This window comes from Methylocaldum gracile (genome assembly GCF_053646815.1).
Genome location: NZ_CM132196.1, coordinates 2,245,632 through 2,264,994, shown reverse-complemented (window position 1 = coordinate 2,264,994; position 19,363 = coordinate 2,245,632). Strand labels below are relative to the sequence as shown.

Here is a 19,363-nt window from a genome sequence, read left to right as displayed (position 1 = left end):
GAAAGATGCCGACACACGAGTGACAACCGACACCGACTCAAGATACCGCCCCGTCCTCAAATTCATCGCCCGAAAGAATTAGAAAGTCCTTGAATAGCTCGAATCCGAGCTCTCGGCTGCTTTCTCCGACCCGAAGGAATCCAGCAGGTCCTTCCAGGCCGCGACGGCCCGCGGACGACTGAATCGCCGCTCGAACTCGGTCCGTGCTCTCAGCCCCATTTGCCGGCAAGCATCCGGATCGGACTTCAAGGCCTCTATATACCGAACCAGTCCTTCCGGATCTCCAGCGGAAACGGCGTACCCGCAGTTCACCGCATTCAAGACTCTCGGGATTTCGCCGTCCGGGTCGCCCACGAACAGCGTCGGCCGACCGGCCGCCGCGATACCGTAGAACTTGCTGGGGACGATCAACCCTTCGAGACCCGGTTTGAGACAAACGAGATGCGCATCCGGAACGCTCAAGCTGAGTCCGAGCTTTTCTTTTGGTTGGTACGGCCGAAACAACACGTTCGTTAAGGCGTGCGCTTCGATCCATTGCTCCAGCGCAACACGCTGCGCGCCGCTGCCGATAAACAGGAACATCATCCTCTCATCCCGGTCCCGGAGGATCTCCGCCGCTCGAAGAATGGTAAAGAACTCGTGAGCCCGCCCGAGATTCCCGGAATAACCCACGACGAATTTGTTTTCGAGACCCCATTCCCGGCGCAATTCGTTGTCTTCCGGCGCCAAGGGCTTGATATGGTCGCCGTCCGCCCAATTCGGGATCACCCGAACACTCTCCGCATCGACCCTCTGTTCCGAGAGCTTTTGCGCCATCAACTCGCCCAATACCACGTTGCAGGCCGCTCTACGCAAAGACCAGTTCCGTAGGCTCCGGGCCAAAGGCATGGCCGGACCGATCGCTTTCATATCGAGTTCCGTCGCCACCTCGGGGAACAGATCCTGAATCCAGTTCACCAAAGCAGCGCCCCGAAGGACCGCGACCAGCCCACAGATCACCGATATCAGCGGCGGATCGGTCTTGGCGACAATCACATCGCCCTTGGCCGTCAACCGCAACAACACCAAAAATGCGGACAGATAAAAACTCGCATAATCCAAAGCCCGGCCGAGCAATCCGGCCCGACCGAACCGCGTGGTCCAAATCCGGAAGATGCGAACGCCGCGTATATCCTCCGCCTTGGTCAGTTCGGCAGTAGGCCGGTCGTAAAGCTGGCGGCTGGTGACGACGTTCACTGGATAACCCTCGCACGCCAGGTCGAACGCTAGATCGCTCAGCATTTGGCTGGTCGCCGAATGGTCCGGGTAAAAGTACCGGTTGACGAAAATGATCTTATGGTTAGCCATTCCGAATTCCTAATCACACGTTTTCCATTAGGTGAAGACACTCCATGTTCGGCAATGCGGTTCTTCGATGTTGAACACGAAAAACCGCTCGCGCGCATTGCCGTCGCAAAATTCGCCTGCGGCGGCGAAACGTCATCGCCCAATGAGGGTAAAACGTCATTCCTGCATCACTCGATCTTTGATTTTCCGAGCCGGGGTCCCCGCCACCACTGTCCACGGCTCAACGTCCTTCAACACCGTAGACCTGACTCCGACGATCGCGCCTTCGCCAATGACGACGCCCGGTCCCACGAAAGCGTCCGCCGTTACCCAAGCCCCTGCCCCGACCGATATGGGCGCTGTTATCAGAGGTAGGTCGGCGCGCGTGTAATCGTGGCTGGCACTGCACAAATAGCTGTATTGGCTGACCGTGGCGTGAGCGCCGAGGTGAATCTTGTCCACGCAATAGCAATCCACGTGATCCCCCAAGCAGCTGTGGTCTTCCATCTCCAGGTTCCACGGCGCCCAAATTTTCGAGGAGGGATACACATAAACCCCTTTGCCGATACGAGCTCCGAATAGTCTCAATAAAGCCCGCCGCCACGCGTGGAACGTTCGGGGACTTGGACGGAACAACAGCAGCCATGCCCAACCCCATAGCGCCCGTAGTGCCCGGTTCTTCAGCGAGTGGGGGCTAGAACTGCGAGAAAAGGTAACAGAGCTCGACATAATGAATGGTGCCGCTGAAAAAGCGATGGGTTGCAATGAATACCAATACGGAAACGATTCAACTTGACTGAGTTTGAACACCACGGGTTTACGTGCAACTGATCCACGCGGGGCGCTCCCCCCCGTGGAGCAGCCACGAATAGGTGTGCTCCATTTTCTCGGCAACAGACGACCAGGAATATTGCCGCAGCATCCAGTTTCTCCCGCGTTCCCCCATGGCGCGCAGCTCCGTATCTCCTTTCATCATTGCCTGATCAAGGCAGGCGGTAAGGGAATCTTCGCTTAATTCAATCCACCAACCGCACCGGTGGTCCTCAAGTCCCCGCCAGGGCGCGCCCTTGGTGACTACCGCGGGAACGCCGTGCGCCAATGCCTCGGCGACGGTCATTCCAAAATTTTCGGAGTGCGTCGGCAACACATAGAGGTCCGAAGAAAGCAGCAAGTTGCGTTTATGCTCACCATACACCGGACCGGTAAAATCCACCTTCCTGAGCTGCAGGGCTGCTGCCAACCGTTTTATATCGTCTAAATAGCCCCCGTCGTCAGGACCGGCTACGGTCAATTCCCAGTCCGAATGACGCTCTTCCAGGCGACCCCAGGCCTTCAGCAGGATGTCGACGCCTTTTATCTTGTGGATTCGGGCGAGAAACAACAACCTTCGCGAGCCTGGCAAAGACTTCCGCTCCTCTCTGGGCACGTCCATGCCGTTCGGTATCACCGCTACCGGCGATGAAAAACCCAAGCGGCGAATATCCTCCAGTTCGCTTTCCGCAGTGGCGTGAAAACATGCGGCCGCTTCCAGCGCACGTTTCTGCTTCCAGTGCCAGACCAAGCGCTTTTTCCATTTCGAGTGCGCCAACGCCCATGACGACAGCATCCCGCGGGGAGAAACCACAAAACGGACCCGTTGATTGCAGGCTGCCTGGTAAGCGTACAAATTCGGCAAAAGCCATAAGCCATGGTTATGAATGATATCTGCCGAACCTGCCGCACCCGTCAACCCAGATATCATCGCAGGCGATAAGCCGAATCGACTCATTAGCGGCAACCCGGTTTTTGGATACGCCTGGATGTCGTAACCGGTTTTACTGGCTGACTTAGGTAACGGTTCTAGCGTGTGAAGCTCTACATGACAATTCCTTTCTCCCAAGGTCTCACATAGCCTCGGCACCGTATACGAAGGCCCCCCCGCCAGATTATCGATTCCCGAAACAACTTGAATTATCTTCATAAGAGTGAGACACCCGTTTGGCTTCGAACCTCGTTTCTCAAGTCTATGCTCGAAGCTGATCTAGTAAAGCCAGCCATTGCCGTTGCCGAATCGGTTCTTAGGTGTGACCTTATTGCGATACTCCGATTTTTTTGTGGCTCGCTATTTTCAGTGCCCTGGTCCGGCGGAACACGTGTGGCTACGCCGATCATCAGCCAATACAACAAACCGACACCCCCCACCGAGAAAATAACCATCTCCCCCACGTTCACAAAAATGCAGGCAAAAAACATGGCCATCCACTGGGTATTTCGCTGCGCAATCACACGCCGGCTCAGATAGATCAGCACACCGAGAAAGCTTATCCCCCCAAGTAGCCCGGTTTCCTCCAATATTGCGGTCGGCAAGAAACCCTTCTCCACTGGAGCCGATATCGGCAATCCCATGAACTCGACCGCTCCCAGACGTCCTAGGCCCCATGGATAGACGCCGAAGCCGCACCCGGTCAGAGGATTTTCCAGAAAGTAGTTCCATTGCGACTCAATACCGCCACTGCGCGATGAAAGCGCCGATTCGATATTCGTCGAACCTCGCTTATAGACATAACCCATCAGCTTTTCTTGCAGGACAGATGAAGAAGCCACAGCCAGCATTAACGCGACAAGTGCCAACGTAGAAATCTTGATGAAGCGTCCCATGCGAAACTGCATAAATTTCCTTTTCTTGAAAAAGACCACGGCCGTCGTGGCGGCCATGCTCAGCATCACAGCAGCCAATGCAGTCCTCGCCTGTGACACGATTATCAAGGCTATCAGTCCCAAAACGATGGCAAGAAAACGTAGAAAGCTCTTCGGCTTGCCGAAAAAAATGCTGGCAAGTAATGCACTGGCTGCGGGCGCCAAGATAGGACCGAAAGCTTGAGGATGGTTCAATATTCCCTGGAACCCCTGCCCGTTTCTCGCATAAGCGACCTCGGCAAATGCGAACACCGGCAGCGACAACAACACGACGGCAGCGATCAGCGAATTGAACCATGTACCCAATTCCCGCGCTTGCTCCTCGCTCAGCGATGCGCAGCCAAGAACGATGGCACACGACACGTAGGTAAACATGATCAATTTCATGACCGACACACCCGGAGCTTTGTTGTCCTGCACCACGAATAACGCGGCGACGACAAGTGAAAAGCCAACCAAAGGCAGAATAATTTTTACATTGCGTATTCTCGTGCCAAATAGCAACCGTATACCTCCCAGCACGATTACACCCCACCCCATCACTCCCACTCCCTCGGGGTATGTGTACAAAACCGGATTCAGATATTTAATGACAACAGCCAGAGATAAAGCCTGTATCGTTTGCGGGATGCCCAATAACAACCACAAGCCGAGCATGACATGGGCTCCCGCCACCACTCCGTCGCCTAGTGTCAGGCAGCCCAGAATGCCCACAATCAGAAAAAGCTGTTTAACCGATACCAGCCTGGCCTGATGTCGCAACGCCAATGCATTCATGGCTGCGTCTCCATTTCCTTCAATGGACGCTTCCAAGGAGGAATAGGCCGGATTGGATTTTTACCGGATACGTGCTCGATAATTTCCCTTAAATACTGGGCAACCACCGGTCCGGTTATGGTCTCGCTATATCGCCGAATTGCCCCTCGTTCTTCGGCACTAACAGTGCCCCGTGCAATCTGAGCGCTCAATTGATGCGCCAAACCGTCAACCGAATCACAGGCGAAGACGCCTCCGTAAGGAGTATCTCGTACCAGATCTGCCGCACCGCAGAAGTCGCTGCATACAACTCGCGTTCCCGCCATCAGCGCTTCATTGACGACGGCACCCCAACCATCCCAGTGGCTAGGCAATACCAGAAGATCAGCATTTGAAATAGCTCTGCGTACGGAAGCATTATCTTGAAAACCGAAAAACTCAACAGACGCTGAAATGCCAAGTTCTTTCGCCAAGGAAACTAGCACTGGCTTTTCAACGCCATCTCCAATGATCGAAAGTTTCCAGGGGGCGCCTTTGAGTTTCCTCAACGCCTCCAATAAAACGGTGACGCGTTTTCGCGAAATCAATTGCCCTACAAAAAGAATCGTCAGAATTCCATCAGAGTTACTACAAGCGATATCGACAGTGTCGTCATTCTTTTCTTCCACGACATAACAGAAGTCAAATATCTTATCTGGTGAAAATCCAATATTCCTATACCATTTACTTGCCAGGTGCCCAATAGCCAATACGAAATCAACATCGTCGGTGTAACGTCTTTCACATCCGAAACTATGCAAGCTGCGCAATAGTCCTTTAGACCCTCGCCAATCGCGTCCTTCCGACAACAATCCAATTAACGTCTGTTTGTTTCTAGCATGTGAAAGGACCCTCCTGAGCCTAGGCTCGGCAATAATCCCTGACACCACGTGAGTACATTCTGCCCCCCCTGCCTCCAAAAGGGCATCGAACGCTTCATTGTTAGGAGCAACACTGATATCAACAGATCCGAAGTCCGGCCTTGACCACCCCATTTCCCTGCGCCATACGTCAAGATCCTTTATAAAAACCCCCTGCACATTTACGATACCTGGAAGCTCGGCCATAGCCCGTATGTAAGCGGACTGGTGAGGGCTTGGGTTTCTTTGCCAAAAAACGATATTGCGATTCGGCATTAATTTACTTTTATGGTTTCAAGCTCAAATAGGGACGCGACGGGCACGCAAACGCTTCCGATTGGCGCCCATAACATTCAACGTGCTCTCCCACCGTTTGATTGAGCTACATGGGTTTGCTACCGCAATGACTCGATCCGGAATATCGGTTACGACCACAGAACCAGCCCCAATTAGACTGTTTTCACCAATCCGGCCTCCACCGATAACAACGGATTCTGCCCCAGTCCAGACTCCATCTTGGATGATAATCCAATCAATTTTCCATCGGGCGGCAGTTTCAGGGCGTGTCATATCAATCTAACGAGTACCGTTCGAAATATACATACGAACCATAACACCAGAGAAAAGCAGTTTTACGAAATAGGCAAGCAATATTGCCAAACATAATCCCATCGCTTTGTAGCCGAGTTCTACCAGGATAATGACCGTCATCAGGTACACGACTGCCCAAACCATATTCGATGCAAAATGGATCCACATCCGGTTAATAGTCGCCAAGGCATTGCCCAATATATTTTGAGTCGATGCCACAAATGCGGCCAGCGCAATCATTACGAGCAGTGTGGCCGCTTCGAAGTATCCTTCCCCATAAAGACGCATGATCCAGGAGCTTGAAAGTGCAACAGCGGCGACAAGGGGTAACGATACCAATACGGTAGCTTTCAATGCTTTTCCTAGAAGCCCGCGCAAGTTGTGTTCCCGGCCTCGTCCCCCGTGATCCGCGAAGACTGGCAGGAACACGCTGGTGATTACTCCCGGAATAAATAGCAGAACAGAAAACCACTGATTGGCAGCAGCAAATAAGCCCATTTCGCCGAATCCGTCGGTCCTCACAAGATAGGCCCCGCCAATCCAGTTAACTGGGGCATATAAAATCCCCGCCATCATAGCCGGCACACTGAAACGCCATAACAAATACCATTCGCTACGGGTCAGCTTTGGTGCCCGAGGAATCCCCTCTTTGCGCATAACTCTGATACTAAGAATATGATTCAAGAGTGCGTTTATCGACGACACCCCGACAAGGCCCCAAAGGGCGCCGTCGACGCCGTAAAAACGAGCCCCTCCGGCTACCAGCAACACGGTCATGGTTCCCGTGAGGCTATTGATAAGTGCCATTGCGCGATAGGCTTCAAAACCCGCCAGAATACCCACCCGTCCACCGGATATAGCATTAAAGAATAGTATCAGTGCGCTGATTCTTACGAACTCGGTCAACTCGCCAGAACCCAGCATAGTGGTAGACATCTGTGGGGCAATCAGGTATATGACAACCCCGAAAAACACCCCGGTGACAAAAGTCGTCACTCTGGTCAGCGTGATCACTCTGGAAACTTTGTATTTATCGCTATTCCGATATTCAGCAATATGTTTCGTTGCAGTAATTCCCATCCCTAATGCAGCGATCGCCTCGAACATGGTGATACTGCTTTGGATTATCCCGAGCTGGCCATATTCCTCTTTGCCTAAAATCCTGGCCACCATCATCATGGCCAACATCAACATACCCCGATAAGCTACGTTTGCGATCGTAACCCATAACGCACCGGATAACACACGCTGGCGAAGGCCTAATGGTTGGCCTCGGCGCATCTTAGTATTCAGGACAGTCGAAGCCATATGTTCGATTCAACTACAACCTACCAACTATTTCGATTTTCCCGTCCACCTCATATAGGTGGTAATAGCTACCTTTTGGTGCCGCACTCACACGGACCCCTCCATATCCCGGCACCGTCACTTCAACATCCGCCCTATCACCTAGCGGAGAATGAATTACGATCAACCATTCCCGATCAGGCGCCACGCCTTTTTCCAAAGCCAAGGTAAATACCGGGATTTCCGTGGACAAATTCCATGGTCTTTTCGGATCCAAATCGGTATCAAGCAGGAACCACCGATCCTTCATCGCATACTCGGCTGGTATGTGCTCCTGATAAGGATGTTTGCGTTTCTTATTCGGAAGCAATATCCCATTTCTCCAAAACTCTTTGAGTACCGGGTCGTGATGGATATTATCAACAGCTCGGATCAATTCGGTAAAATAAGGATTTATGGCATTCCGAGTTTCCTCCGGAAAGCGAAATTCACGAATAACTCTGGGACGGAGTAACCACATGCCGAACTTGACCATGCCCGCATAGCGATCCGGGCTATATGATTGGCCAAGCCTGGCGTAATAGGCTCTTTTGCTGGTTTTACTTCTTGGCCGATGCCCATCCCAAACTGATAATTCGAGCCAGAAGTTTGGGTTCAGGCGATAGGCATCCTCCAACATGAATACCCAGTTCATGGAGCCGATTAGGGGGCTCATAGCTGTAAAATCAGTAGAGTTGTCCCAATCATGAACATAAAAAGACGGCGATGCGCCATCCCAAGCGAGAGGCCAAGGCTCGATCCGTTCAGTGATCGCCAGTGAATAGTTGATCCAACGCCCCCAACGGCCAAAGGCAAGTCCTCCAAAGGCGTTATAACCAACAAAGATTGCGTTCTGCTTCCAAGCGCTATTTCTCAACCCACTACGCATGCCTGCCTGAAGAGCGCGGTAACGATCGATCCAACCCTGCCCTGCGCTTTTCCGCTTGGCTTCGTCGGTTTTGGAGTTGTTAAATGTGAGGTAGCGTACGTCCAAATCGGCATCTTGCCATTTCAGCTTGGGATGTTCGTTGTTCGACACGAAGACGACGAGCGGAGGGTTCGGATACCAATTTTGCAGTCGTCTGACTACGCTGGCAGCAGTCCATTGGTAGCCAACATCGGTCCAAGGCTGAACTGGCCCGAAGGGCGACACCATAGGCGCGACGGAGCCATCCGCTTTTATCACGTTAGGATTCAAAGCTCGTGGCAGTGTCAGATAATGCGCATCATCTGATAGCGGCCTCTCCCATTGGGTACTAATGAAAGATATAGGGAGGCCGAGTTCGCCACTGCGTGTCAAAGCATTTTGGTAATAAACGCTTGAATTTTTGACATCCTTCCGCCCTTTAGGCATATCCAACTGAAACCAAGGCAGCAAAAAATGGCCCTTTTCGATCATGGCTAATTGATAGTCGGGATCTAAGGCATTTGGCCTAACACCGGTATTCCAACTAGCCGCTAACGGCAATGGCCGACCAATCGGACTGTTATTTGGCAAAGTGGCTTCATAACGAATCTCTTCGGCCACTGTTTCAGCGATACCGGCTAGCACGTATTTCGAAGTCGCCGACAGCAGAATCAGCGTGAACACGCAAAGCCAGAACCGATAACGGAGTGCACGGCAGTCAGTACCAACTCCCGATAACGTAGCCGTACTGTATATCGCCATGTCGGTTGTCCGCTGATTGATAAATTCGAGTTGGGCCGACCAATCGTTGCTGACCGGGACACGCGTGGGTCGAGAAAACCCACTTATGGCTTTGAAGCTACGGTGTGAGCCCAAGCCCACGAGAAAATTCCCGTTAAGTCTGGATATTCCTCTATATCCTCCGAAGGCAACCGTAAGTAAAACCAGCACCTGTAACTTTGAAGCCATTTTCCCTGCTTTCAAACGGAAAACCCAAACAAACCGGTCAAGTTGATACGATGGAAGATAAAAACCCTAACGTTGCTCATTAACAAGACACTCCCTCAGAGAATTCGGTTGTTAGCAAACAAATACGCAACTGAGTCGAGGCATGCACTAACCCAAGCTTCCTTAGATCTTGGTCTCCAATACACTGTACTTCGGTGCTTCCCGTAAGCGTTTCGCTACCGTCCCAACATCACGGATATACAGCGTATTCCCGGATAAATTCTTCTTGCCGTTTAAACTAACTAAACGCCGTTCAAGCGGAACGTAGGAATATGATTCGAAGCCATATTCCAACACCATCTGGTGAAGCTTATCTTCGTCAAATCCGTAACGATCGCCGCTGCCGTTTAGCTCCATGAGCGCTGCGATCAGTGCCGGGTTGGAAAAAGTCTGCTCTGCGCCTCCGATAACCTCTGTTTCGAATCCTTCAACATCGACCTTAATAAGCCTTGGCGATTCACCCGCGAGTACGCTGTCGAGCGACTCGATTCTCACGTCAATCGTATCCCCTTCAGAATCTGCTGAGCTCACTACGTGGTTCGTGGTGTCCGAAGCTTGTGTAAATCGTAGTGTTCCCGATTCACCTCCGACACCGAGATTCATTGCTCGAACTCGATCGTCAAGGCCGTTAATGCGGACGTTGTCGAGCAAACTAGAAAATGTCGCCTCTATTGGCTCTATGGAAATTGTCCTCGCCCCAACTGCTCCGGCTGCGAGAACGGTGTAACTGCCAATATTCGCACCCACATCTACGAATAAATCCTCCTCGCGAAGAAAATGGAGAACAAACGCCATGTCTTCGAATTCATGCAAGCCGCAATAAAGATTACCGGTCGCCCCTGTCATGCCCGGCCGAGTTAAAAGACGAGTCTCGTTAACAAAAGGAACGGCTACCGCCCCCGGAACAAGTCGGCTGCCAATCTGCCAAGTCACGAAACGCTTGATCGACGCCAATCGCCGTTCCGAGTTAAGTGGATGATTAACAATAAAGCTCAATGTGCTAAGTAGTGACATCTAACACTGTTCCGATTGCCTTAGGACACAACGTAAATTGGGTGGCTGCACAATGCGCCAAGAAAATCCTTATTGAATCGGGAGATTCCCCCATGACCGCCGAATGCGTCGGTGACCAATACCAGAATTCTTGTTCTTGTCGCTTTTTCAGGATTTTGCATCGATTCACAAGTTCTGTTTGTAAGAAAAGAAGCCTTCCTTCGATTACCCTAACCCCTGCCCTCTCCCAGAGGATGTGGCCTTCTTTTCTTTCTATTTAGAGCCTATCCCAGTAGGTCTCCAAAACCCTTCGACCGGCCTGTCCTGAGCGGAGTCGAGGGGCTCAGGGCGAACGGCCTACTGAGATAGGCTCTTAGTAAAACCCCGGATTGTTTCGATACCGTAACAGGCTGCTGTTACAGCTTTAGGGAAACTCGTCCAACAAAAGGTTATTTACCGTCAAAACACCCTAGCTCTTTCCACATCCCTACCAGCGCAACTCGTGTTGGTGAGCCAGGAACCAGCGATAGGTTTCTTCGATCCCTTGCCTCAACGGTATCCGCTCCCGCCACCCGAGGGCGTGGAGCCTCGACACGTCCAGCAACTTTCGCGGCGTGCCGTCCGGTTTTTCCGGATCGAACACCAAGTCGCCCTCGAAACCTACGACTTTCCGGATCATCTCGGCCAACTCGCGAATGCTGAGGTCTTCGCCCACACCGATATTGATGATGGCTTCGTCCGAGTAAGTCTCCATCAGAAACACCGCGGCATCGGCCAGGTCATCCACGTGCAGGAATTCCCGCCGCGGCGTGCCCGTGCCCCAGACGGTCACCGATTTCGCCCTCGCCGCCTTGGCGTCGTGGAACTTGCGGATGAGGGCCGGCAACACATGCGAGTTTTCCAGGCTGAAATTGTCGCCCGGTCCGTAGAGATTGGTCGGCATCAGGGCAATGGCGTCGAAGCCGTATTGGCGCCGGTACGCCTGGCACAGCTTGATGCCGGCGATCTTGGCCACCGCGTACCATTCGTTGGTCGGCTCCAAGGGACCCGTCAGCAGATAGTCTTCCTTCAAAGGCTGCGGCGCGTGTTTGGGGTAAATGCAGGAGGAGCCGAGAAAGACGAACTTTTTCGCACCGCTCCGATAGGCGCAGTCGATCAAATGGGTTTGGATCAACAGGTTGTCGCGGATAAAGTCCGCCGGGTAGGTGTCGTTGGCCCGGATGCCGCCGACTTTGGCGGCCGCATCGAGGACGATTTCGGGCCGCTCCGTTTCGAAAAAGCGCTTCACCTCCGCATGATCGGTGAGATCGAGCGCTTCTCGGGTCCGCGTCAGGATATGGGTATATCCCTGCCGTTCGAGACTACGGACCAGGGCCGAGCCGACCAGACCGCGATGGCCGGCGATGTAGATCTTGGCGTCTTTATTCATGGTAGTCGAACACCCGGTAGCCGGCTTGATGGCACAGGGCGTCGCGCTCCGCCGCTTTCAGATCCTCTTCGACCATTTCCTTGACCAGGCTCTGAAAACTGATGCGTGGGGCCCAGCCGAGCTTCGCCCGCGCCTTGCTAGGGTCGCCCAGCAGGGTGTCGACTTCGGTCGGACGGAAATAGCGGGGGTCCACCGCGACGATGCATCGGCGGGTAGCGGCATCGTATCCCCGCTCGGCAAGGCCCGTCCCTTCCCAGTGGAGCTCGATCCCAAGTTCCCCAGCGGCAAGGGTCACGAACTCGCGCACGCTGTACTGGACGCCGGTCGCGATGACGTAGTCGTCGGGCGCGTCCTGTTGCAGCATCAGCCATTGCATTTCGACGTAGTCCCTGGCGTGCCCCCAGTCGCGCTTCGCATCCAGGTTGCCGAGGTAAAGGCAGTCCTGGAGGCCCAGCTTGATCCGGCACAGACCACGGGTGATCTTGCGGCTGACGAAGGTTTCGCCCCGCAACGGCGACTCGTGGTTAAAGAGGATGCCGTTGCAGGCGTAAAGCCCATACGCCTCGCGGTAGTTCACCGTGATCCAGTACGCGTAGAGCTTGGCCACGGCGTAGGGCGAGCGCGGATAAAACGGCGTGGTTTCGGTCTGGGGGATCTCTTGAACCTTGCCGTAGAGTTCGGACGTTGAAGCCTGGTAGAACCTCGTCTTCTTCTCCAGCCCCAGAATGCGAATCGCCTCCAATAGCCTCAGCGATCCGAGAGCGTCGGTGTCGGCGGTGTAGGCCGGAGTTTCGAACGATACCTGAACATGGCTTTGCGCGCCGAGGTTATAGATCTCGTCGGGCTGGACCTGTTGCACGACGCGGATCAGATTGGTCGCATCGGTCAGATCGCCGTAGTGGAGGATGAAACGGCGGTCCTCGACGTGCGGGTCCTGGTACAAATGATCGACCCGGTCGGTGTTGAAGAGGGACGCCCGGCGTTTGAGCCCGTGCACCTCGTAGCCTTTCTCCAGCAGAAATTCCGCCAGATAGGCCCCGTCCTGCCCCGTCGTCCCGGTGATCAGCGCTACTTTTTTCACTGTGAACTCTTCTTTAGGTTCTTAGAGCCTATCCCAGCAGGCCGTTCGCCCTGAGCCCTTCGACGGGCCTGTCCTGAGCTAAGTCGAAGGGCTCAGGACAGGCCCGTCGAAGGGTTACTTGAGCCTACTGGGATAGGCACTTATTCCAAATGGCCTTCAATACGGTTTCGATTTTTGTCAGGTCGGTTAGGCTGCGAGGCATTAACCCACTCTGCGATTAATGTTCTTTTCCTTCGACGCTTGAATGTCCGCGATAAAAACTTCTGCTAAGCGATCAGCCTTGTAACACATCAAATCGAACATTTTTGTTACATTCCTATTCCCGGAATCTCGAGTCCGAGATACGGCACTTCCTGACCATGTCTTAGCTCCCGTCGGATAAATAGCTCGGGAGAAACTTCGTTCTGCGAAGCGTGTCCCCGTGATTCGGGGCTGAATAACTCGAAAGCAAAGGATCTGCATACGTTGGCTCATCGGCTTATGGATTTACCTAGGGCATTTTCATACCGACTGTACGGGCACTCGCGAGTAGGTCGGGAATCCTTTCCAATCGCAAACGGCGTCTTCGTCGGCAAGGGATTGCCGACCTACGACCGTGCCCCCGTAGGTCGGGAATCCTTTCCAATCGCAAACGGTCGCTTTAGTCGCGACCCTTCCAATCGCAAACGTCGCTTTAGTCGCGACCTTCCAATCGCAAACGGGCCTTTAATCGGCCCCTTCCAATCGCAAACGGTCATCCGGGGAGCGCCCGAATGACCCTCCCAATCGCAAACGGCGTCTCCGGGAACACCAAGGCGACGATTTCCGACACAAAGCCCGTCGGCAAAGGGTTACCGACCTACGACTGTAGCACCCTGTAGGTCGGCAATCCTTTGCCGACGTATCGGCTCGGCGAAGGGCTTTGTCGGAAGGGCAGCTCTGGCGCTCCCAGAGATGCCGTTTGCGATTGGGAAGGGATTGCCGACCTACGCTCTCCCCTCCTGGAACGAATCCGTACACCGGGATGGAAAACGCTCTAAGTACATTCAGGGAAGTCTTGCGGCATAGGCAACCTGCAGGACAACCCCGCCAATCAAGCCAATCTGTCGAGATTCCGCAAATATTTGCGGAATGTACTTAGGGATAAGCAACCTACGCCCGAAAGGACGAGTCCCCAGGGTTAGCCCGGTCGCCCGGCAACCTCGACGGATCGTCCTTCGGCATCCTCTCGTCTACTTCTTTCTCGACCCCTCCCCCCTGGAGGGACCACGATCCGTCTCCGGAACCGGAAAAGCTTCTTGCGGTCCGGCTACCATCGAGTCGCGCGCTTTTTCCTTGAGCTGGACGGCTCTAGCCAGCAGCTCATTGCGTTGGCCCTTGGCGCGGCCGGAAGCGGCGTTCCTCTCAAGCTTCAGCGCCTGACGGAGATGCGTCAGGGCCTCAGGATATACGATCAAAGTACCCTCCGTCAGAACCTCGATGGCATCCTTCGTGTCGGCCGCCGCCAATCGGATGATGTCTGTCGCGCTCCGGTCGCTCAGGCTCTGCGCTTGCAGATCCATCCGATTGGAACTCCGTATGTTTTCGAGCGCGTTGATGGTTCGCAGGAACATCGCGACGGCGACGACCTGGGACGAGTCGAGCTTGACGTGCCGGTTCTTGCCGGACGACGTCAATGAGCCGGGCGAATTATTGAACGCATCGGTGTTGTAATAGGCCACCGCTTCCTCGATCGTGCTGACGCTATTGTTGTGGAAGAAAGGCGCCGTATCCGCAGCTTCGACCAATGACGGGGTGTTGAACCGCCCGTCTCCGTAGCAGGGCTGGTCGTAGTCGGGACCGCAGTCGATTCTTGCGTGGTGCTCCTCTTTGCCGAATCCCCCATCATAAGGAATGCTGGCATCGACCAGGCGCGCCGGTTGATCCCGCATGTTTTCCACGCCGCTGTCACGCGTCGGATTCTTCTTGGTGGTCGAACTGTTGGCACCGGCATTTTGGTGGCAGCCATTGCAATTGGCCGTCTGACCGAAGATCGGATTGCCGCTGCCGTCGACGGGATTTTCCTTGGTGTCGAACAGCTGCTTGCCGCGCTCCACCAACGGAGAGGTGAACGTCAGGTCAGCCAGCACGATGTCCTCGCTGCGCCCCAGGGACAGCATATAGGCGACCAGGGCGTCCAATTCCTCGTCGGTGGCCAGACGAAAATCGACACCCGGAACCCGATTGAGCGTTCGGGTCATATGCTGGGCGATGGCGCCTTGCGCGAACAGCCGCAGGGAGCCGTCTCCCGGCGCGCCGTCCCCCGACCAGCCAATGGCGTTGGCAAATTTCGCGTCTTCCTCGAACTCGCCGCCGTCCGCCAGAGTTTCCGTGCCAATCGACGCCGCCAGGGCCAAGGTATGAGGCACGCTGCGCATGACGCCGGGCCGGTCGAAGCCGTCCACATTGGCAAGGACCAGGCCGAGTTGACGCAGCAATTGCGGCTTTTCCAAGTCCTTGAGCGCAGGGTCGTATTCGGCCACGAACAGGGGATCGTCCTTCGGAAGCTTGACGATGTATTTCGGGTCGATGGTGTGATTGTTGTCCGGCCGATGGCAGGTGGCGCAGGTGCGTCCGTTGCCGCCGAAGGTTTCATTCAGAAAAATCTCCCGCCCTCGGGCAATCTCCGCGCCGAGAACCGCATCGAGATCGTTCCGCTTTTTGGCATCTGCATGAGCGAGCTTGGGCAGCATGAATTCGAACGGCTTCGCCGCGAAGCCGGTATCCTGTCGGGGAAGATTCGGCCAGCTACCCACACGGGTCACGGTCCAAGGCTTGTCGCCGTAATAAAGCCTCTGCATGAAACCCGGAGTACCGAACAGCACGCCCCCCTCTTCGGGATTTCGTTTCTCTCGGGTAACGGCAATCAGATCCAAAGTGAATCCGCTCATGGCCAAGCCGTCGAGACGGGTCTTCAAGATCCGTTTCCCTTCACTGTTCGGTTCGAGACGGCCGAGCCTCTGCATGGCGTTGGCCTTCTCCTGTCCACCCGCCTTGTGCCAGCCGGTTTTATTATCGACCAGCCAAACCTCGTAGCCTCCCGCATCGAGTCCGCTGACTTCGACCGTCACCCATCCCTCCAGCAGGTCGAGCCGCATGCGTCCCTGCGCCCGGCTGAATTCTCCGGATAAGGCTTTCGAATAACCGAGCGGGATGGTCAGAAAACGATCGCCGCCGTCAGCTTCATAAGCGGTTTTCCAGCGGCTGTACGCGTTCTTCAGGGTTTCGACATCGCCGTGGCCTGTGACCAGCTCCGACTTGGAAACTTCGGTATCGGTAAGCAGCAGGTAGGCGACCGTACCCCCAAGCATGAGCGCCAGCGCCGCCAAAAGTGGAAACGTATTTTTATTCACGGACTCGTACCAGGATCGGATTTATTGGAAGAACGTAGCTATACAGACGGCGATCCCACTCCTACGGACGACCAACGCGCGAACCGCTGAGCCTTGCTCGGCCGTTGCGAAACCTTGGTCGCGAGGAGGTGTCGGACACCGCCCGCATTGGACGACCCTGTCACTACGTTGAAATTATTGTTAAACGAATGGTTACGGCACCCGCCGAAACCGGTCATCAACCCCAAGGCCTCCGGCATCGCTTTGAGCACGCGTCTGCCGTGTTCGGATGAGCCGGGACATATCAATGCTCTATGGCCAGATCGATCGGATGAGCCCGGGAGATCGTTCCACCCGGGCACTCTTGCCTCTCTGGTTGCCAAGTTATGCCGGAGTCGGTTTCGAAGTCCGGCGGCCGATGGTAAATACGCCAACCAAGGCACTGCCGAACAGCCATACGGCAGCGGGAATCGGAACCGGCTGGACTGTCAATTGATAATTGCCGGCTACGCCGCCCAAGGCGCCTATGATGATCGTGTATTCGCCCCCATAAGTGGTGTCGAGGTCGAATACCTGCGACAAGGTCTCGCCGACCGAGGATGCCACGCCCCAACCGAGCAGGGTGAGATCGTCGGAGCCCAGCGGATTGTTTACCGGGGTCGGATCGGTAAAGAAGGTATCGTGCCTAGAAGCGCCGGCACCGGTATCCCAGCCGCCGTAAAGCGCGTAGCCGAGTTTGAGGTTGGCGCCGCCGTCGGCAAGGTCGTCCGCCAGAGTGATTTTGAATTGCGATATTCCGGCATCCACGCAGCCCTGGGCGCTGCCGCCGCAGGACCAATGGATCAGGCCGAAGTCCGCTCCGTGGCCCCAACCCTGTCCGCCGTTGTCGGGATCGGACCAGGAAAGGCCGCCGACCCGCAGCATTCGATCCGTGGGAAGGTCGGGATCGTTATTGTTGTTATAGTTGGCAATCTGCCGCTGCAGGCTGCTGCCGTTGGTGGATGTGGGCGTGCCGGTCTCGATGGTGCGGCCGGCCGCCGCCGCGCTGTGCATGCCCGCATACCACATGACGGGCAAACTCCCGGTATAGCCGACACCGCCGTTGGTCCAAACGCCGCTCGCGTCGGTGCCCGGCATTCCGTCGGCGCCGTTGATGCTGCCGCCGGTGCCGTCGCCGTAACCGGCGATGTTGAACGTGGCGTGCGCGTGAGCCTCGGGCGCAGCGACCAATGTTCCCCCGAGCATTCCCGCGAGGGCCAGTATTGTTGCCGTGGTTTTCATACTATGATTCGTCCTCGTCACTGTTAGTGGTCGTCCAAAAGCTCGTTAACAGTGATGTCCGCGGCGCTTCACCGTACCCAATGGAGCTGCGCCGCGGTCCTCCCCATCACACTAGGAGGCGGCTCGGCCGTCTCGAATACTCCATAGCATCGAGACCCGAAGCTTTCCGGCCCCGCCTCGCGGCGGGTGTGGCGATTCGGACAGACCTAACGGCGGTCCATCCCGACAAAGATCCCTCGGGCGATCCCTGCCAGCCGATTCCTTGCGAATCCGTGTGTATCGCGTCTTTTTACGAGCCCCCTAAGCGGCGGACCCGGCCTTTGCTGAAACAATAAATATGCCACTAAATAATCATTGCTAATCAAACAGATAAATCGCATGCAAACGCCACCGACGTGGCAAATCACGCAGTCTCATGGGTGATTCCACACAAAAGTTCCCCGCTTAGAGCGCGGAAAGGAAGGCGTGTACATACGTCGAGGTCTTGTTTCAGGCGGGAACGGCCATGACGTTCTTGCGGCGCTGTCCCAGCGTGACCAAACTCGCGAGGGCGCTGCCGAACAGCCAAACCGCCGCGGGGACCGGAACCGGTGCGGTGCTGATATTCAAGCTGTACTCCGCGATGTTCTGACTCCAGTTCCCCACGCCGGCGCCGCCCAGGTAGATGGAATAAACCTGACCGGCCAGGGCCAGAAAGGTCAAACCGTCTACACCGTCGACGGTGCCATCGTGAGTCAAGTAGCTCAGTCCTACGGTGCCGAACGGGTTATCGGCTTCGTAAGGTTTCGCGGGTGTGCATCCGGGGCAGTTCCAGGAGCCGTGATGAGAGTAACTGCCAGTACCGGAGTCCATGCCGGTGAAGACGGTGATGCCAAAGTTCTGAATGTCGTAGCCGGTTCCCGTAACCACCACGGGATTCAGTGTTACCCACATAGTTTCTTCGGCCTTGATCAAGCCAATATCGGTCTGATGTCTCCAGCCGGTCGGCCCGTTGGCTGTCGGAACTCCGCTGCCATTGACGCCTGCGTCCTGCCAGGCCCCGGCGCCGGTATCGATTTCCGCGGCGAAGCCGTAACGCGTTACTGCATCTGCTTTCGAGATTTCGAGCGTGTTGCCCGCCGAGTGAAGCTCGGCCGCCCAGTTCAGATGAGACGTACCGGCATAGCCGAAAGGCAGCGTGGTGGCACTGGCGGTTCCGACCCAACCCGGCGATACCGTCGGATAGGTCGGATTGCCTATACCCCCATAGTTCCAGCCGTCGGTGGCGGACAGCTCAGTGGTGGTGAAGGTGTTGTACATCGTATGCGCCTGGGCGCCGGAAACGGCGCCTACGGACAAGACGGTACCGGCGAGGGCCATGGCCACCGCTTTGGTCAGTTTGTTTTTGTTTTTGGACATAGGAAATTACCTCGTGCTGTTCTATGGAGTTGGTCTTTGTTTTCACATAGGCAGCGATGTCCGCAGCGCTCCCGTCAAAAGCGGAAGGCGCTCCGATCTCCCCATCACCGAGGGAGGCGGCCCGGCCGTCTTGGGATCAAATTCACAAGACCCGTGGCTTTCCGAACCCGCCTCGCGGCGGGAGTGGCAGGTGCAAAAGGGACTCCGCCCTGCTACGGTCTACGCTCCCCTTCCCCGGCAATGGTTTTCGGGTTTTCCGTAGCACAAAGCGCGTTCGAACCGGAATTCGGTCGAACCGGCCGATACCCCAAGAGCAATAAGCGCGCCTGAGGTAAACCGTTG

Annotated in this window: 13 protein-coding genes and 2 riboswitches; all 13 genes read right to left on the bottom strand. The window is 55.3% G+C overall.

All coding sequences use genetic code 11. The features are described 5' to 3' along the window. Window positions 1-78: 78 nt before the first annotated feature. A complete protein-coding gene (locus tag ACWJJK_RS10000) occupies window positions 79-1,347 on the bottom strand; it encodes a glycosyltransferase family 4 protein (RefSeq protein ID WP_077731868.1) in 1,269 nt (422 codons plus the stop codon). A gap of 156 nt (window positions 1,348-1,503) precedes the next feature. Then, entirely contained in the window at window positions 1,504-1,833 is a 330-nt protein-coding gene (locus ACWJJK_RS09995; RefSeq protein WP_240506877.1) for a putative colanic acid biosynthesis acetyltransferase, read from the bottom strand. Window positions 1,834-2,143: 310 nt separating this feature from the next. After that, complete coding sequence (locus ACWJJK_RS09990; protein ID WP_086133788.1) at window positions 2,144-3,286, bottom strand: glycosyltransferase; 1,143 nt, start codon at window positions 3,284-3,286, stop codon at window positions 2,144-2,146. After that, the gene (locus tag ACWJJK_RS09985; protein ID WP_454128940.1) at window positions 3,283-4,779 is read right to left on the bottom strand and encodes an O-antigen ligase family protein; all 1,497 of its coding nucleotides are present in this window, start codon (window positions 4,777-4,779) and stop codon (window positions 3,283-3,285) included. The genes ACWJJK_RS09990 and ACWJJK_RS09985 overlap by 4 nt, the downstream gene beginning before the upstream one ends. Beyond that, window positions 4,776-5,864: a glycosyltransferase gene (locus ACWJJK_RS09980; RefSeq protein WP_454128939.1), complete on the bottom strand. Its 1,089-nt coding sequence runs from the start codon at window positions 5,862-5,864 to the stop codon at window positions 4,776-4,778. The genes ACWJJK_RS09985 and ACWJJK_RS09980 overlap by 4 nt, the downstream gene beginning before the upstream one ends. Before the next feature lie 369 nt (window positions 5,865-6,233). Continuing rightward, a complete protein-coding gene (locus ACWJJK_RS09975) occupies window positions 6,234-7,529 on the bottom strand; it encodes an oligosaccharide flippase family protein (RefSeq protein ID WP_280860013.1) in 1,296 nt (431 codons plus the stop codon). Window positions 7,530-7,569: 40 nt separating this feature from the next. Then, window positions 7,570-9,243 carry a hypothetical protein gene (locus ACWJJK_RS09970; protein WP_086133784.1) on the bottom strand — a complete coding sequence of 558 codons (1,674 nt, stop codon included), beginning with the start codon at window positions 9,241-9,243 and terminating at the stop codon, window positions 7,570-7,572. 369 nt (window positions 9,244-9,612) lie between these two features. Further along, complete coding sequence (locus tag ACWJJK_RS09965) at window positions 9,613-10,443, bottom strand: FkbM family methyltransferase (protein ID WP_434112874.1); 831 nt, start codon at window positions 10,441-10,443, stop codon at window positions 9,613-9,615. A 526-nt stretch (window positions 10,444-10,969) separates the two neighbouring features. Next, window positions 10,970-11,911, bottom strand: a complete 942-nt coding sequence (gene fcl, locus ACWJJK_RS09960) for a GDP-L-fucose synthase (RefSeq protein WP_077731878.1) — start codon at window positions 11,909-11,911, stop codon at window positions 10,970-10,972. Next, window positions 11,904-12,992 (bottom strand): GDP-mannose 4,6-dehydratase, encoded by a 1,089-nt coding sequence (gene gmd, locus ACWJJK_RS09955; RefSeq protein ID WP_077731879.1) that lies wholly within the window; start codon window positions 12,990-12,992, stop codon window positions 11,904-11,906. Before gmd ends, fcl begins: the two co-directional genes overlap by 8 nt. 1,211 nt (window positions 12,993-14,203) lie before the next feature. Beyond that, on the bottom strand, window positions 14,204-16,363 hold the full coding sequence (locus ACWJJK_RS09950) for a hypothetical protein (protein WP_205780847.1): 2,160 nt from the start codon (window positions 16,361-16,363) through the stop codon (window positions 14,204-14,206). A gap of 363 nt (window positions 16,364-16,726) precedes the next feature. Continuing rightward, window positions 16,727-17,623, bottom strand: a complete 897-nt coding sequence (locus tag ACWJJK_RS09945) for a hypothetical protein (RefSeq protein WP_077731880.1) — start codon at window positions 17,621-17,623, stop codon at window positions 16,727-16,729. Window positions 17,624-17,737: 114 nt separating this feature from the next. Next, window positions 17,738-17,826: riboswitch (cyclic di-GMP riboswitch) on the bottom strand. Window positions 17,827-18,112: 286 nt separating this feature from the next. Next, on the bottom strand, window positions 18,113-19,021 hold the full coding sequence (locus ACWJJK_RS09940) for a hypothetical protein (RefSeq protein WP_133716213.1): 909 nt from the start codon (window positions 19,019-19,021) through the stop codon (window positions 18,113-18,115). 112 nt (window positions 19,022-19,133) lie between these two features. Further along, window positions 19,134-19,219, bottom strand: a riboswitch (cyclic di-GMP riboswitch). Window positions 19,220-19,363 lie beyond the last annotated feature (144 nt).